Source organism: Shewanella sp. BC20 (assembly GCF_003129585.1).
Taxonomy (GTDB): Bacteria; Pseudomonadota; Gammaproteobacteria; order Enterobacterales; family Shewanellaceae; genus Shewanella; species Shewanella seohaensis.
The window spans coordinates 15,672-33,124 of record NZ_NHRI01000022.1 but is presented as its reverse complement, the minus strand read 5'-3'; the positions used below and the strand labels follow the sequence as shown (position 1 = coordinate 33,124).

The following is a 17,453-nucleotide window of genomic DNA, read 5'->3' as shown; positions in this document are numbered from 1 at the left end:
CAACAATTATAAACAACATACTGAATTAATAGATTATTTAAAGAATCGCAGGAGATTTCAATGGCCAGTCGTGGTGTTAACAAGGTAATTTTGGTTGGCAATTTGGGACAAGATCCAGAAGTACGTTACATGCCAAACGGTAACGCAGTCGCTAACATCACAGTAGCGACCAGCGAATCGTGGAAAGACCAACAAGGTCAACAGCAAGAGCGTACTGAATGGCACCGTGTGGTTCTGTTTGGCAAGTTGGCTGAAATTACGGGTGAGTACCTGCGTAAAGGTTCACAGGTTTACCTCGAAGGTAAACTGCAGACGCGTAAGTGGAAAGACCAAAGCGGTCAAGATCGTTACAGCACTGAAGTGGTTATCGACCAAAGCGGTAGCATGCAAATGTTAGGTGGTCGCAATCAAGGCCAAAGTCAAGGTCAAGGCCAAGGTGCCCCTATGGGTGGCATGCAACAAAACGCGGGTTACCAAGCGGCACCGGCTCAAACTGCGCCAGCGCAAAACCAATACGCGCCAGCACAGCAAAGTTACCAAGCACCTGCACAGCAGCCCCAATCTGGTTACACTCAACAGCCAGCTCAGCAAAGCTATGGTCAGCAACAAGCGCAGCCCCACGCACAGCCACAGCAAGGTGGTTATGCGCCTAAGCCTGCTGCACCAGCGTATCAAGCACCAGCGGCACCTGCACAACGTCCAGCGCCACAGCCACAACAAAACTTCACCCCAGATTTGGATGATGGTTGGGACGACGATATTCCGTTCTAAGCTTGATTATCTAGCATAGTTCTAAGATTCAAACACAAGGCCCCGTTTACGGGGCTTTGTTTTAATTGCGATTTTTCCGTTGATAGCAAAACGTTGAGTTGCTTTCAAACCATTTACAGGATGTAGAGATGGAACCATTTTTTGAGTTGGATGCTTTCTATCACAGGGATGTTTATTTTGTGTATTCGGAGCAGAATGAGCAGCCCTATATTGATAGTTTTACTAAGCCTTTTAATGGTATAACGCCCCTTTACTATGAGGTGGATGTGCTTGATGAGGCAATTACCCAGTACGACATTTTGCCTACCATAGGCCTTCCCCTTGTCAGCTCATTATTTGTCGAGCAATTTAGTGCAGTTAGCGACAAAGAAGTCCAGTTTATCCCTGCTGAAATTCGTGATAACAGCGGAGACATCAATCATCAATTTTATGCGATGAAGGTGCTTAAACGCTTCGCCTGTATCGATATGAATCGCTCGCAAGTCAGATATCGCCGCTATGGTGAATGTCAGTCACTCCAAATCCAGACTTTAGTGATTGATGCCAGCAAGGTGGAGGGAGCGTCGATATTTTCGCTACAGGAAAAACTGGCTTATATCATAGTGAATCAAACTATTCGCGATCTGTGTCAGCCGCTTCGGGGCGTAGAGTGTTTGCCGTTGGACTAGGCATTTGGTTCGAGATTTTGGTGAGATTATTTCTAAAGATATTGTGCTAAATATCAAGGTGATAATTGCTTTTGGTACGGTGTAAGGTATTGATTTTGTGACTTAAAGCCTTTTAGCGGCTATAGTAAAAAGTCAATTTATCAGTACTGAGGTTAGCATTTTCTCCGGTTAATGAACCAAATTGGGGGGAGAAAATGAATTTTTATGAATCATTTCAAGCGAATCCAGTTTAAACACCTGTGGTTATGGCTGCTATTTATCAGCGTGGCCTTGCCCTTAAGAGCGGTTGAAGCGCCTTTGTGGCCAGAGTCGGCCTATTTACCCTTAAGTCAACGGGTGCACACAGGCACCCTGACTAATGGGTTGCACTACCTGTTAGTGAACAATAAAACTCCCGAACAGGCCGTTATCGTCCGTATGCGGGTCGATGTGGGATCTGTGATGGAAACGGATGCCGAGCAAGGTCTGGTGCATTTTTTAGAGCATATGGCATTTAATGGCTCTACCGGGCTCGCGGCGGGGGAGATGATCCCGACATTGCAGCGTTTAGGCTTAAGTTTTGGGGCCGATACCAATGCGGTGACTGAATTTCAGCAGACGGTTTATCAGTTTAATTTACCGAGCAATAGCCAAGATAAAGTCGATACCGCTTTGTTTTTAATGCGCGAAATCGCTGGTAATCTGTTGCTGGATCCCGCGCTTATCGAGCGTGAAAAGGCAGTGGTCCTGTCTGAACTGCGTGAGCGTAGCAGCGCCGATTTAGAAAACTATCGCCATCAGTTAACCTTTTTAATGCCGCAAACAGTGCTGTCGCAGCGCTTCCCCGTGGGGGAGGCTACGAGCATTAAAAATGCGAACCGTGAAAAGTTATTATCCCTCTACCAACGTTTTTACACGCCGTCCCGCACCACCTTAATTGTGGTGGGCGATATTGATGTCGGCCGTATCGAGCAAAAGATCCAACAGCAATTTACCGACTGGCAAGCTGCTCCGCAGGCCGCAGGGGTAAAAGCGCAATCTATCGGTGTGGTACAAGCCAAATCTAAGGTGGAGGCGAGCGCCTTTTTTGACCCAAGCTTGCAAACCTCGGTTTCTTTAGGGTTGTTAAAGCCTCAACAGCCTAAAACCGATACCATTGCCCAGCGTGAGCAGGAGATTTTATTAGAGCTTGCCCATGGCATTTTATATCGCCGCCTAGAATCGCAATTACTCCACAGCCAAGGCCTGTACGGCGTTAATCTGCAAATTGGTCCCGAGTATGATATTGCCTACGGCACTCAAATGACGCTGGGCACGCAGGAAAACAACTGGCAACAGGGTATTGCGCTATTGGAGCAAACCCTGCGTCAGGCGCTTGAATTTGGCTTTAGCCAACAGGAAATCGACCAACAGCTTAAACGAATGCATAAGGGCTATCAGCTCAATGCCGCAGGTAGCAACACTATTCACAGTGTGAACATTGCCGAAAGCTTAGTGAATGCCGTAGCGAGCAAGCGGGTGCCCGTCGAGCCTGAGTGGCAATTGGCATTGTTTGAGACACTGATGCCGAGTATCACGCCGCAAAAACTGCAGCAGTTGTTTAAACAGATTTGGAATGGCACGCCTTATTTGTATTTAACCAGCAATAAGCCTATTGATAATGTTGAAAAACAACTATTAGCCGCCTACAACGCGAGTCAAAAGCAAGCGGTAAAAGCGCCTGAAACCAAAGCCATTGCCGAGTTTGCCTATAGTCAATTTGGTGAGCCGGGGCAGATCGTTGCCGATCAGCGCGATGCCACAACAGGGATCCGTAAGATACAGTTTGCCAATGGTGTACGCCTTAATATCAAGCCAACGGATTTTAATCAGGGCGTGGCGTTAGTGAGCTTAAACATCGGCTTTGGCGAGGTGCCATTTCCCGAGTTAGACGGTTTGTCCTATCTGTTTAACAGCGCCTTTGTGCAGGGAGGCTTAGGCTTACATGACTGGGACAGCATGCGCGATATTTTTGCAGGCCAAGATATCTCGGTGAGTTTGAGTCTGCGTGAGCAGAGTTTTGGCGGCGAGATCAGCACCAATGCTGCCGAGCTTCGCACCCAATTAGGCGTGCTGACGGCATACTTAGTCGACCCCGGTATGGATAAGCAAGCCGAGCAGTTATTCCGTGAGCAAGTGATTGCCGAGCAGCAGAGTATTCATAGCAATCCGCAACTGGAGTTTTCGAACCAGTTTGCCCGTATTGCCCATAATGGGGATAAACGCTATGGCTATGGTAATCCAGAGGAAATCCTCAAGCGTCAGTTCGCAGAGCTCGCGCCTAGCTTCCATTCTGCCGTTCAGCAGGGGGCGATTGAACTGGCAATTGTGGGCGATGTGAATGAAGACAAAGCGATTGCTGAAGTGGCGCAAACCTTAGGGGCCATTGCCCGTCAGCCTATCCCTAAGGGGCAGACGATTGTGCCCGTGTTTCCCAAAGTGCCCGCACACATGAGCCTGATGCATTATGGTCAGGTCGATATGGCGGCGCTGGCGCAGGTGTGGCCCACCACGGATATGAGCAATCTTCGTGAACAGATCGGTTTAGGCTTACTCGAACAGGTTTTGAGTATTTTGCTGACCGAAAATGTGCGTGAAAAAGCTGGCGCGAGTTATTCCCCTTCGGCATTCTCATATAATGATTTAAATCCAACGGGTTATGGCTACCTTGGCTTGTTTAGCGTGACAACTAAGAGCATGTTGCCTGAGGTGGCTCAGTATTACGCCGCCGCAGTGAAGCAAGTCCAAGCGCCTGCGGGGATCAGTGAGGATTTACTCAATCGCGCCCGCCAACCTGTGTTGGAGTGGATGCAGATGGCGCCGCAAAGTAATAACTTTTGGCTAGACTTGGCCTCAACTGCCCAAAGCCAGCCGGAGCGTTTTAGCGCCTTTAATCAAAGGTTATCGCTGGTGCAACAAATTACGCCTGCGGAGCTAAGCCAGTTGGCGCAGAAATACCTCAAGGATGATAAACGCTTAACCATCGAAACCTTACCTGCATCCGCCACGGCGCAGTAATGAGCCAAGGTTTGGCGCCATAAAGCCTAAAGACTTTTAGGCGCTAAACTGCGGCATCTTGTGGTTATCGAATCTAAGTCGCTTCTTAAACCAATCAGCCCCCGTCATCTCAGTATCACGGGGGCTTTTTTATTGAGTCGGTTTTAGCATCTGCAATATCGATTTGTGTAATTAACATGTCGATGATCAATGCGAGGTGTAGGACAACTTCTTTTGGGGATTTTCGCCTAAATGCGACTCTCGCCAGCCGATGCGATGGAGGTGAACTGCAATGGTGTCTTGGCAATTTGTATCAAATAATCCTGCTAAAAATGTGATTTGTATCAACTTTGACCATGTTGCTGAAATGTTTGTTAAGTGTTTGGGTTTGTAGAATATTTGTTTGAGTTTTAAGTGGCAATTGCCGTTGTTGTCATTGTATAACTGCGTAGACTGAACTGAATTTTTTGTCTGCTAATGAGGGATACGATGCTCAACAATAAACTAAAAGGATTCGCGGTTTTAACCTTCGCCTGTTTGGGCGTGACCGCTTGTGGTGGCTCCGATAACAACAAAGACGAGGATACCTCGAAGACCGATACCTATGTGCAATTTTACAATGCCTCTGTGGGGAGCACGGCAACTGCACTGAAGATTGGCGATAAAACCTACGAGAGTGTGAATTACGCCGATGCCATGCCAAGGTTCACGTCGACACCCGGTGTGAGTGCCGTCGAGGTAATGGGTAAAGATGCGTCGAACAAAGATATCTCGCTCTATAAAGAGGATATCGATTTAAAAACCGCAACTGACCACTTCTTCGTCTTACATGGGGATTTTGCCTCGCCATCGCTGCTGAATATCAATTACTCCCGCACTGAGTTAGATAAGCAAAATGCCGAAGCGGACAAGAGCAAAATGCAATTATTGATCGCCCATACGGCGATGGATGCGCCCGCCTACGATGCCTATATTGCCAAAGCCGATCAAAGCTTTGCCGATGCGGTGATGCTAGGCAGTGTCGCTTACGGTGAAGTTTCGACACCGCAGATTTTGGATACAGGGGATTACAAGGTTTACCTCGCTCCCGCGGGAACGACCAATGTGAGCTACACCACGGCAAGCATTAACTTTAAGACTAAGGTGCCCTATAAGTTGATTTTACGGGAAAGTTTTGGCGCTTCGGATGCCAAAATCAGCTTAGATAGCGTGGATTCGACCACCAATGTGCGTAACCACGTTGCCCTCGAAAGCAGTGTCGATTTTAGGGTATTCAATGGCTTGGCTGAACATAATGTCGATGTCAAAGTCGTGAGCAACAAGCAAGAAGCCTTATTTAGCAATGTGGCCCCCTTTGGCGTGACGGCTTATCAAGGCGCTGAGTTTAATGACTTTGGCGTGAGCGTGTTTGACCACACTAGCCAAGCTAAACTGCTCGATAATGTGCTGATTACCCTTAATCAGGACGAGATCAAAACCATCTTTATCTACGAACAAGCCACCGAAGAAGGTAGCCAAGTGAAGGCGATGGAGATGAAGCAAACACAAACGCCGAGTCCCTACAGCTTCAAGTTTGATATCGTCAGTTTTGCCGACAAGAGTAACCTGACGCTGTACTTCTTAAAGGCGAACGACACCATTGAAACCGCAGCCTATAAGATCAGTGCTGTTAACCCTACGGCGCCGCAGTCGTTAGTGGTGCCAAAAGGTGAGTATTCCATCAAGGTCATTGCGGTGGAAAATGGTACTAAAACCGTGGTTTATGCATCAGAGATGATGGATTTTAATAACGAAGATAATGTCACTATGGTGTTGAACAAGGACACTTCAACCAGCTTTGACTATAACCTTGTTAAGCTTTAATCGCTAAATAGATTCGGGCAATAAAAAAGCACTACCTAGGTAGTGCTTTTTCGTCTTGACCGTTTCTATTCCGACAGTTTTAGTTCTTGGCCAGGCTTAATAATGCTCTTGGCATTGAGCTGGTTCCATTTCATTAAATCCGCGAGCTTCACTTTGTTTTTACGCGCGATTTTATCTAACGAGTCACCGGACTTTACCTTGTATGTGCTGGCTTTCGCGGCGGGCTTGTCAGCGGTTTTATTGCTGGTTTTAGCCTTAGCCGATTGAGACGTTGTTTGAGCTTTGCTCTGTTTTGGCGTCTCGGTCGAGGCGTTATCTTCGCTTGTCATCGGCGTTAACAGGGTTAACTCTTGACCGATTTTAATTCTATCGGAGCTGAGATTGTTTGCCTGCTTTAACTCTTTGACTGAGATATCAAATTTCGCAGCAATTGTACCTAGGCTATCGCCGGATTTCACAATGTAACTTTGGCTGTCGTAACGTTTTTGCGCGGACAACTGGTGCTGATTCTCTTGATATTGGCCGATGTTTTCAATCGGCAGGGCGATTTGGTATTTGCCCTTACTTGGGATCACGCTTTGGCGATAACCAGGGTTATAGGTTTTAAACTCCGCCTTAGTGAGTCCCGCAGCATTGGCGATTTGACTGAGTTCAACGCCGTTAGGAGCAGGTAAACGCTCTAAAAATGGGCGGTTGGCAATCGGCATCACCTTGAGATTGTAATGGCTAGGTGCGCGGATAATTTGAATAAAGGCCAGCCATTTAGGCACGGTTTGCACTTGGCGAGCCGGAATATTCAGCGACCAGAAATCCGTGGGTTTGCCTTTAGCTTTGTTTCTATCGATAGCGGCTTTGATCACTAGCTCGCCACTGTTATAACCCGCAACGGCGTTGATCCAGTCGTTACCTAAGGTATCGTGCAAGTGCTGTAAATAGTCGAGCACGGCATCGGTTGAGGCCAGCGCATCTTTACGGCCATCGTAGGCCGAGTTGATGGTCAGGCCAAAATTACGTCCCGTCGCAGGGATCATTTGCCAGAGCCCGGCGGGGCCATTTGCCTGAGCGAGCGGGTTATAACCACTCTCAACAATCGGCAGGAGTGCCAGTTCGAGTGGCATGTTGCGGGCTTCGAGTTGGCTGACAATATAGTATAAAAAGGGCTCGGCGCGCTGGGTCACCTGAGTCATAAACTTTTGCTTATCATCGAAAAAGTTACGCTGTTTGCGGACTTCGGCATCGTCATGTACATCAATGGTGCGGGCGTGTTGGATTTTTTCCCACACATCGGCGTAACGCGCGTCGATAACTTCCGTTTCAACATGCTGAGGTTGTGCTGTCTCTTCACTATTGCCCTGGGCGTCAGGCATGGTTGCAGCGTATTCCGTAGGCGACGTTTGCGCCGACGTGGTTGCGCAGCCGCTTAGCTGGCCCATCAAGATGGCGACCACGAGCGCAGCTAAGGCATGGGGTTGGCGAAAGGTTTTCCGCATGATTGTCCTGTAATCTGTGATGACTTGGTATTCCATGATTTGGCACATGCTAATCTGTTTTCGCATTTGTGAATAGCTTTGCTTAAAATTTGACCGCGTTAGTTACGTTTAGCTTTGGCGCTAAATACGCTAAGATAGCGGCGGTTTTTTATTGCAGTGGATGAGAGAGTGCAGACGTTAGCGCAGTTAAAAGCGGGACAATTACAAGGGGTTACCCGTTTACAGTTGGTTGAAAATTTAACCGAGTTTCCGCGGGAGATCTTCGATTTAGCCGATACCCTTGAGATCCTCGACTTATCCAATAACCAGCTCAGTTCACTGCCCGACGATTTACATCGCTTAACTCAGTTGAAGATCTTGTTTGCTTCCAATAACCGCTTTGAAGTGCTGCCCGAAGCGTTAGGTCAGTGTCCCAAATTGGAGATGATTGGCTTTAAGGCGAATCAAATTCATTCGGTTCCTGAGGTGTCATTGCCCTTGCATACCCGCTGGTTGATCTTAACGGATAACCAAATAACCGCCTTGCCCGAACGTATGGGGCAATTGTATCGCCTGCAAAAATTAGCCTTAGCGGGCAATCGGTTAACCTCGCTGCCAGCATCCATGGCCCAATGCCATAACCTAGAGCTAGTGCGTTTATCGGCAAATGCTTTAGCCGCGCTGCCGAGTTGGTTGCTTAAGCTGCCTAAACTCACTTGGCTGGCGTTTGCGGGCAATCCCTTTAGCCATACGCTAGTCGACCCCCATGCCGATGTGGCCAGTGTGCCCAATGTGTCATTAGCGGATATTGCGCTCGGTGACAAATTGGGTGAGGGCGCCTCGGGTATTATTTATCAGGGGCGTTGGTTAAATTCTGCGTTGGTTGCCGCCACGGGGACTGAGCAGATCGCGGTGAAGTTATTTAAGGGCGAGGTGACCAGTGACGGTTATCCTGCCGATGAATTGGATTGTTGTTTAACCACGGGCGAGCATCCAAATCTCATCAAGGTTTTAGCGCATATCAGCCAGAAGGATCAGCTAGGGCTAGTGATGGCGTTAATCCCCCAAGGGTTTTCTAACTTAGGTTTACCGCCCTCCCTCGAAACCTGTACCCGCGATACCTTTAAGGCAGGGACCGAATTCAGCCTTAAGGGCATAGTTAAGATAGCCTTGCACTTGGCCGAGACTCTTGCGCATATGCACGCCCAGCAAATCAGCCATGGGGATGTGTATGCGCACAATATGATGATTAACCCGCAGATGGCGCTATTGTTCGGTGACTTTGGCGCTGCTTCAAACTTGGCAAAGCTATCCCAATCAGAGCGAGAGGCGATGGAGGCCATAGAGGTGAGAGCTTTAGGTTGTTTGATTGATGATTTGTTGCCCTTTGCCAATTGCTGTGAGGATGAGGGGCTGCACGCACTGCTGCTGCAGTTAAAAGAGCAATGTATGCGGGCCGACTTCGCAAGTCGCCCACGTTTTAGTGAGGCGGCCAAGGTATTAGCGGCACTGAGCTAAGCTCACACTGGCATTATGCCTAAAACAACAAGGGTGGTTCCATTGGTGAAAACCGATGTAGAGACATTAAAGCAAAGGCGATGGTATCTCATCAGCAATGGAGAGCTGGCATTATGAGGTTGGTTCCTAAAGTAGCAGTGCTCGCGCTGGGCCTGAGCCTCATCTTGAGTTTAAGCCTAATGAACTCTGCGCCAGCTTGGGCGGGCTGGTGGGATAACCTGTGGCTACAGGAGTTACCCGTTGACCAAACTAAGCCGCCAAAGACTGCGCAACGCTTCGAGTTTACGGGAACCTTACCTGCCCACACCCAGCTCGAATTAGTTGGTTATTACACTTCCTCTACATGTACCCGCAAAGAAATCCGTTTCCCAAATGGTGATATTGCCAACTCCTATCGCGCCACGCTGAATAAGAGTTCGGTTCTGCGACAATCCCTCGATACGACCGACAATGCCAAACCTTTCAACCTGACGTTAGCCCTGCAAGGGGGCGGAGATTGCGATTGGCAATTAGAGGATTTAGTCCTCGACCTTACCTTGCAGCCAAGTCATCCCATCTGGCAAAAGGTTAAGTCATTAAAAGATGACTATTTACATACGTCACCGCTATTAACATCGAGCGGACCTGTGACCAAAGCCTCGCCCCATGATGGCTTTTATTTGAGTCAGGAGCTGACTATCGAGCCCGTGCTTGCTGGCAGCGAAGAAGATACCAATCTGGTTGCGGCGTTGCCGCTTAGCCTCAATCCCGTGTATTACCCTGTGGTGATTTACAGCCCCAAGACCGACAGCCCCTTTGAGGTAAAGCTTAAGAGTAATCTGCAATCGAGTAGCCGTTTATGGTCAAGCGCGGCGACACAAATGGTGCGATTCGATAAACAGCCAGTGCTGCGGGTGCAGTTTAATCCCGAAATTCTGCCAGATTATCAAGTGAATGTATGGCGTCAGCCTGAGCATATCTCCGTCCATTATCCCGATGGCACTGAGTATCGTTATCCGCGCGGGGACGTTCATCTGTATGCCTATGGTAAGCCTGAATCTATGCTCAATACCTTAAGTGAGAGCAGCAAGGCCGAAGATAAGCGATTGTTAGCACACATCTATTGGGCAGGTCATGCGCTGGCGAAGGATGAAGAAAAAGCGCGCAAATACTACCGAGAGGCGGCCGAGGGCGATGACTTGATTGCGATTCAGTGGATGCAATCACAGGCAGCCTATGCGGGCGAGGTTGGGCAGAGCCGTTATTGGCTACAACGCGCGGCAAGGCTTGGGGATGTCGAGGCCACATTGGAACTGATTCGTCAGCCATTTGAGACCATACTGCAAGGTAAACCGAATACGGCCGAGGCGAAAAGCGTCCAAGCCAGCGCTTGGGAGCAGTTAAATCAGTTGGTTAATCAAGGTGTTCCCGAGGCCATTAGTATGATGGCGCTGTACCAAGCATTGCCTTGGTCGCCCTACCATGATGCAACGGCAGCATTAACTCACTATCGTATGAGTTTGCAGGCTGATCCGGCCTTAGCCCATAGCGCCGCCAGTGATTACTATTATTTGCTCGAGGATTTTGAACAAAGCCAAGAGTTTTGGCAGATTGCCGCCGAGCGCGACCTCTATGTTGCCGCTGAATATGCGGATATTCTGTTAAAACCCGACACGCGTGATGTGCACCAAGCACGCATCTGGCTCGAAAAAGTGGTTTCGCAGGGCGATAAACAAGGCATGCAGCGGGATGTGTTGGGGCGTGCCTATTTTCAGCTTGCGAGCCTACTCGATACGGGCGAAAGTGGCAGCGTTGAGCCAGAGCGCGCCCTTGCGCTCTATCAGCACAGCATTGAACTGGCTAAATTCTTTACGAATGATTACGAAGCTAAGGCCAAGGCAAGAGTACAAGCGCTTGAAAAGCTTTGAGAGTCATGCCAGTTTTAGTGTTTGAACTTGGGATAGTCTAGCCCTATCGTCGCTATGATTATCGATTTATCCCCATATCCAGCTATGCCTTAAATAGCTGCTAACGAGCAATGAAGACTGCCTTGTTAGCGGCAGTACTCTGTATTCTCCTAGGAGCACGTTATGTCCGAATTACCCCATGATTACACGCATATTTATCTTGAGCAGCCCGGCGAGCCTGAGGTGATGCAGCTGACTCGTTCGCCATTGCCCGTACCGAGTGCTGGCCAAGTCTTAATTCGTAACCGCGCTGCCGGGGTGAATGGACCCGATATCAAACAAAGGATGGGAATGTATCCACCACCACCTGGGGCCTCGCCGATTATTGGGCTGGAAGTCGCGGGGGAGATCTGCGCCTTGGGCGACGGCGTGACTCAATGGCAGTTAGGAGATAAGGTTTGCGCCTTAGTGCCCGGCGGTGGCTACGGCGAGTACACCTTAACCTATGCCGAGCATTGTTTACCTATCCCACAGGGCTTTTCTGAGGTGCAAGCGGCGGCGCTGCCCGAAACCTTTTTCACTGTGTGGGGCAACCTTTTTATGCGTGCGGGACTCAAGGCGGGTGAAACCGTGTTGATCCACGGTGGTTCGGGTGGCATTGGCAGCACGGCGATTTCACTCGCTAAGCATCTTGGTGCGACCGTGATTGCGACCACGGGGCAGGATGCCAAGCGTGACTATTGCGCCGGATTAGGCGCCCATCTGGTGGTGAACTACAACACTCAGAACTTCGTGGAAGAAGTCATGGCCTTTACCCAAGGCAAGGGCGTCAATGTGGTGTTTGATATTGCTGGTGGCGACTTTATCAACTTGAATCTTCAAGCATTAGCGCTAGATGGTCGCATGGTATCAGTGTCGACCCAACGTAGCGGTAAGGCTGAGGTGAACATTCTGCAGTTGATGGCCAAACGTATTGTGTGGACGGGGTCAACCTTAAGACCGCAGAGCGTTGCGGCAAAAGCCGAAATTGCCAAGCAATTACGTGAGCAGGTTTGGCCTTTGCTCGATAGCCAGCAAATCGTGCCGCATATCTGTGCCACCTTTCCACTGGCCGAGGCGGCCAAGGCCCATGCGCTAATGCAGTCGGGAGAACATAGAGGCAAAGTCGTATTAACCTTGTGATCCCGCCTGGCTACATCTGTGTAAACGCACTCGCCTCAATCCTTTGATGGAGGCGGGCTGCCGAATTAAAACTTGCTGTGATGTTTTTTTAGACTAAAGTCGTTAATGACAAAATTTTTTAGAGACTTTGGCCGAAATTAATGCGTAATAAGTGAAAATTTCATGGTATGAGGCATTGATTATCGGAAATATTCTGTAAAAATACCCAGTTGAAAACGTCAGAGACTTTCCGGCGCGATTCGTGGATCAAAGCAAGCGACGCTTCGCTTATTCAGACTAAAAAACTCATAGTGTATGTGTTGATTTAAGGGTATTGGCATATATGTATAACACAGCAAAGAAACAGGTTTGGTATGGTGAGCTGAGAACATCGAAGGGCACCGCGATTGTCGTCCATGACAACCAGCTGCCAGAGGCTTCCCCTGGACGAATCTACCTCTACAATACCGAACGTGATGCTATTGTTGAGTATGTAGAAGACATCGTAAAAGTGAACCTACATGACTTAGATGATGCAGCGGTAAAAGCGGCTGAAGCTAAGTTTAGCGGCGCATGGAAAGCAGCTCGAGCTCAATTTATGGGCAAGCATCAAGCTCGTATCGACCTGAACAATGTCAAAGAGTCAGGCCCTGTTCGTAAGGCTAAAGCTGAAGTTGAGCCTGAAATTGAAACCGATGCCATTGGCGCCGATTTTGATGAAGATTGGGGCGATGATTTCGACGATTAACACTGAGTTTGCCTAGGGCAAATTTGGTTAGGGTAAGGAATAAATCACTTTATTCCTTACCGGCTTTTCCTTCCTTTATTCGAAAAACCTATCCCAAAACGCATTCATTTTAGCCTTCAATATCAAATTGATAGCGGCTGATATGATGGTAGATTTTCCCCGGTACTAACCAAGCGTCATCACCCAGTTGGGGTTGATTCGGCGAATCAGGTAATTTTTGCGGCTCAATACACACGCCCTGATAGGCGTTCAAACTTTGTTGGTTTCGCCCTAGGGTTCCCGCTAAAAAGTTAGCGCAGTAGAGCTGCACGCCGGGCTGATTGGTAAAGACTGTCATGGCGCGACCACTGACGGGGCTCGATAGGCAGCCAAAGCGGCGCAGCGCGCCATCGGGATTGTCCAAGAGATAACAATGATCATAACCTTGGGTGCTGGCCAGCGTCGGATCTTGAAGTTTATCCCCAAGAGTAATGCCCTGAGTTAAATCGAAAATACTGTTTTTGACCTCGGCAATTCCCGTAGGCACGCCCACCTCATTCATGGTGAGGTAGCGCGTAGCATCGATTTGCATCCGATGTTGATGATTGTTCGGCAGACCGTCGAGGTTGAAGTAGGAATGCTGTGTCAGACTGACGGGGCAAGGTTTATCCACCGAGGCGAGGATTTCCACATACAGATTATTGGCTGCGAGGCGATAGTCTAACTGGACAGTGCAATTGCCGGGGAAACCCATGTCGCCATCTGGGCTAACTAACGATAAACGCACACCGTCGGGAAGTTGGCCTAAGTGCCAATTTTTCCGATTAAAACCTTCGCGGCCACCGTGCAAGCAGTTACTAGCCTGATTTATATCCAGTTGATATTCTTGCCCTTGATATTGCATCTTGCCCATCGCAATACGGTTGGCAAAGCGCCCTGCGATTGCACCAAGGTGGGCGTTTTGGGTTAGATAATCTTCGGCACTGTCGCAGCCAAGCACGATATTGGCGCGTTGGCCCTGTTTATCGGGCGTCCAAAGTGAGCGAATAATGCCACCTAAGCTGAGCACTTCTAAGGCGATGATGCCATTGTCTATCCGCACACGTTCGATTTCACCGCCGCGGGGATCGGTCCAAGGATCTAGTACACTGAAACGCACCATTTAGCTTCCCTCTAATGTGATTTAACCGCTTGATTTTGCCTCTTAAAAACAACAAATACCATAGGATTCAAGGTTGAATTCGTATGGTACTTGTCTGGAAGAATGGATTGAGCGTGATTGATGGACTAGCTGTCGATGCGCCCCGCGCCCGCACTCGCCGAGCAGAGATACACAGTGGCATCGATTCCAGTCTGCTCATAAAATGCATGCTCGACCGCCGAGACTACGGCATCGGTGAGTTCGTGATCCACTAGGGCGACAACACAACCGTCGGTCATGCGAATGCCGCCACGCTCTCCAATCACTTGGCCGACTATGTCCACCAAAGTGTCAAATTCGGGCAGTGTCACCTCAAAATCATCCCGCAGGGATTGATGGGACTGTGCCATTAACAAACTGAATTTAGATAGATTATTTTGCTCTAGCGCCCGAGCTGCACTCTGAGTGCGTTTGTTTTCGGTGACGACGTGTTTGGCACGGCGATACAGGGTGTCATCCAATTGATCTTTAGCACTTTCGAGCTGGCGCAGGTCGAGGTGGCGCAGGGCATCGAGGCCAAAAAAGTCGGCAGCCTGTGCGCATTCTTCGCGGCGTTGTTGATTTATCGCCGCCAGACGTTGTTTCTCGATATGGGCATCGATAATGATCAGGCTGAGGTTTTCAGGGATCGCAATAGGCTCGCTATCCAGATCCAGACAATCGATGAGCAAGGCATGATCCGGTTCGCCCATGGCGCAGATCATATGGTCCATGATGCTGCAAGCCGATGAGACATAACGATATTCACCGCGCTGTGCGAGTTGTGCTACCGCCATAGGAGATAAATGCAGTTGGCTGCTGTCGCTAATAGCCGTACCAAAGGCGACGACTAAGGCGCCGGAGGAAGACAGGCCTGCGGCTAATGGCACATCGCCGACAACCGCTAAGTCTAACCCTTTGGCGATAAGCCCAGTGTTGGCCATGGCCACCGTTAGGCCTTTGAGATAATTGACCCAACCATCTTCGGGATTGATTTCGGTGTCTTTACCGAAGCTCCATTCCTTGATTTGTCCCGGAAAGGCGTCGGCAACGGCGCGAAACTTATTGTCCTCTCGGCGCTTAACGGCAATCACTGTATGAAAATTAATGGCGGCGGGCAACACGAAGCCGTCGTTGTAATCCGTATATTCACCGATCAAATTAACCCGACCAGGGGCTTGGTATAAATCATCGGCTTTAGTGCCAAAGGTTTGGACAAATAACTTAGTGGCGCGCTGCGCAGGGTTCGACATGCTGAGAAGACTTCCAAAAAAGCTGAGCTAAATTGCGTTCTTGTCTTCGATTTATATCACGACTAACTCGGCCTTGTAACTGAGATTTTGTAGGGTATAGACGATAGTCTCGTTAGGGAAAATCGATACAGAACAAGCAACCGATTAGTTCTGTCTGGCGAATCACTGCAATTAGTTGATTTTGATTGTTTTTAACATTTTAAGGGGAGAGATAAGTTGGCTCAGGAGGTTTAATTTCCTGAGCCAACATTAGCCTAAATAAGATGATTTTTATTCAAGGCTAGATTAGACCGAGCCAGAGGTCGCGTTAGCGTTGATTGGTGACTTGTCGGCATTGGCTTCGGCCTCTGCGCGGGTTTCTGAATCGGGTAATAACTCATGGATCACATGGTCGACAAAACCCGCCCCCGCCGCTTCGTACAAGTTATACACGCTGTGTACGCCAGAGGTTCTCAGCGAGGCGGCATCATCGCCGTATTGCACAATGGCGCTGAGTTTACCTTGATAGTTCAGCTTCTTAAGCTGCTCAACGGCGAACAGATTTCCCGCATGGTGCGGCATGGCCAGCAGTACTAACTCAAGATTTGGCGCTCGGTCGAGTTTCTCCCAAAAGTCGGTATCTGCGGCGTCACCTTGCACTACGTTGCGGCCATTGGCACGGTGTAAATCCACCAGTTCTTGCTTGTGTTCAATCCCGAGGATTTCACCATCGAAACGCGCGCGCAGTTCGTCGTAGGCACCGCTACCAATGCGGCCCATACCTAAGATCAAGAAGCGGGGATTACCAATGGCAATCGGTCTGTCTTCGGGGTGCAACGGGGGCTTCTCGAGTCGAATCAGACGTTGTTGGAAGCGTTGATAGATATTGCCTACGGTAGCGTTGAGTGGCGCCGCAAATAAGAAGCTGAAACTTAAGGCGACCGCGATAATCACCAGCCATTGTGGTGGTAGCCAACCTTTGCTGGTGGCAACGGCGGCCACGATAAGGCCGAACTCAGAGAAGTTACCTAAGTTGAATGAGGCCAGCATAGAGGTGCGTGAACGCAGCTTGAATCGTGTCAGTAAGTAGACGAATAACAGGATTTTTAACGGCACTAATAGCACTAATAAGGCCGCAAGTACCACATCGGATACCGTGGGTAAGCCGTTGAGGCCAATGGTTAAGAAGAAGGCGACAAGGAAGAGTTCTTTAAAGTAGAACAAGGATTTAGCCAGCTCAGAGGCCTTTTTATGCCCCGCGAGTAAAATCCCGATGATCAGCGCGCCGAGATCCGGTTTGAGGCCGACGGATTCAAATAACCAAGCGCCGACAACCAGCGCCATCACTAATCCAAATAGCACTAAGAGTTCGCCGTGACCGACACGGTCGAAGGCTTTGTAAATTAGCGGTTTTGCCAGAGGCAACAGCAATAATGCCAGCGCCCAGACAGACGGGATAGCGCCCTTAGAAATAGTTAAGAAAATGACAGCAAAAATATCCTGCATAATCAGGATACCAATGGCGACACGGCCATAGAGGGACTGCACATCGCCTTTATCTTCCAATACCTTAATCGCGAATACCGTACTGGAGAAGCTGAGCGCAAAGGCGATTAATGACAGCTGTGCCACGCTCAAACCGTCGAGCTGGCTTAAGCCAATCAGGCCGAGGATTTTGAGGATGGGAATAAACAGCACCATGGAGAGCACTAAATGTATGCTCGAGCCCGCCCAGACTTCGGCCTTAAAGAGGCTACGAATATCGAGTTTAAGACCAATGGCAAACAATAATAAGGTGACACCGAGGTTAGCGAGTTCTTGCAGTAGAGGCAGGCTTTCTTTCTCAATACCAAAAACAAAGAGTACAAAGCCTGCCACTAAGTAGCCGATCAGGGGAGGCAGCCCTATGCGGCTAACCAGCATGCCGCAGATAAGTGTAATGATGAGAATAGCCGGTTCCATA

Annotated in this window: 12 protein-coding genes; 8 read left to right on the top strand and 4 right to left on the bottom strand. The window is 49.1% G+C overall.

The genetic code is table 11. From position 1 onward, the window contains the following. Positions 1-60 precede the first annotated feature (60 nt). From ssb to CBX96_RS18555, 4 genes are all read left to right on the top strand, one after another. The gene (gene ssb, locus CBX96_RS18570) at positions 61-771 is read left to right on the top strand and encodes a single-stranded DNA-binding protein (protein ID WP_109287681.1); all 711 of its coding nucleotides are present in this window, start codon (positions 61-63) and stop codon (positions 769-771) included. Positions 772-899: 128 nt separating this feature from the next. After that, complete coding sequence (locus tag CBX96_RS18565; RefSeq protein WP_109287680.1) at positions 900-1,439, top strand: imm11 family protein; 540 nt, start codon at positions 900-902, stop codon at positions 1,437-1,439. Between the two features lie 204 nt (positions 1,440-1,643). Next, entirely contained in the window at positions 1,644-4,475 is a 2,832-nt protein-coding gene (locus CBX96_RS18560) for a pitrilysin family protein (protein WP_109287679.1), read from the top strand. Positions 4,476-4,943: 468 nt separating this feature from the next. Then, positions 4,944-6,317 carry a DUF4397 domain-containing protein gene (locus CBX96_RS18555; RefSeq protein ID WP_109287678.1) on the top strand — a complete coding sequence of 458 codons (1,374 nt, stop codon included), beginning with the start codon at positions 4,944-4,946 and terminating at the stop codon, positions 6,315-6,317. Positions 6,318-6,382: 65 nt separating this feature from the next. Here the strand turns inward: CBX96_RS18555 and CBX96_RS18550 are convergent, their stop codons facing one another. Beyond that, a complete protein-coding gene (locus CBX96_RS18550; RefSeq protein ID WP_109287677.1) occupies positions 6,383-7,807 on the bottom strand; it encodes a LysM peptidoglycan-binding domain-containing protein in 1,425 nt (474 codons plus the stop codon). A gap of 168 nt (positions 7,808-7,975) precedes the next feature. On the opposite strand from CBX96_RS18550, the gene CBX96_RS18545 reads away from it, so the two are divergent. The 4 genes from CBX96_RS18545 (at position 7,976) to CBX96_RS18530 (ending at position 13,099) form a co-directional block, all read left to right on the top strand. Then, positions 7,976-9,304 carry a leucine-rich repeat-containing protein kinase family protein gene (locus CBX96_RS18545; RefSeq protein ID WP_109287676.1) on the top strand — a complete coding sequence of 443 codons (1,329 nt, stop codon included), beginning with the start codon at positions 7,976-7,978 and terminating at the stop codon, positions 9,302-9,304. A 113-nt stretch (positions 9,305-9,417) separates the two neighbouring features. Further along, positions 9,418-11,211, top strand: a complete 1,794-nt coding sequence (locus CBX96_RS18540; RefSeq protein ID WP_109287675.1) for an SEL1-like repeat protein — start codon at positions 9,418-9,420, stop codon at positions 11,209-11,211. Between the two features lie 162 nt (positions 11,212-11,373). Beyond that, positions 11,374-12,372, top strand: a complete 999-nt coding sequence (locus CBX96_RS18535; protein ID WP_109287674.1) for an NAD(P)H-quinone oxidoreductase — start codon at positions 11,374-11,376, stop codon at positions 12,370-12,372. 322 nt (positions 12,373-12,694) lie between these two features. Next, positions 12,695-13,099 (top strand): hypothetical protein, encoded by a 405-nt coding sequence (locus CBX96_RS18530; protein WP_011625057.1) that lies wholly within the window; start codon positions 12,695-12,697, stop codon positions 13,097-13,099. Positions 13,100-13,208: 109 nt separating this feature from the next. On the opposite strand, the gene CBX96_RS18525 is transcribed toward CBX96_RS18530, so the two are convergent. The 3 genes from CBX96_RS18525 to CBX96_RS18515 form a co-directional block, all read right to left on the bottom strand. Further along, positions 13,209-14,240, bottom strand: a complete 1,032-nt coding sequence (locus CBX96_RS18525) for an aldose epimerase family protein (protein WP_109287673.1) — start codon at positions 14,238-14,240, stop codon at positions 13,209-13,211. Positions 14,241-14,365: 125 nt separating this feature from the next. Beyond that, entirely contained in the window at positions 14,366-15,511 is a 1,146-nt protein-coding gene (galK, locus tag CBX96_RS18520) for a galactokinase (protein WP_011625059.1), read from the bottom strand. Positions 15,512-15,796: 285 nt separating this feature from the next. Then, positions 15,797-17,452: a cation:proton antiporter family protein gene (locus CBX96_RS18515; RefSeq protein ID WP_109287672.1), complete on the bottom strand. Its 1,656-nt coding sequence runs from the start codon at positions 17,450-17,452 to the stop codon at positions 15,797-15,799. Between the last annotated feature and the right edge of the window lies 1 nt (position 17,453).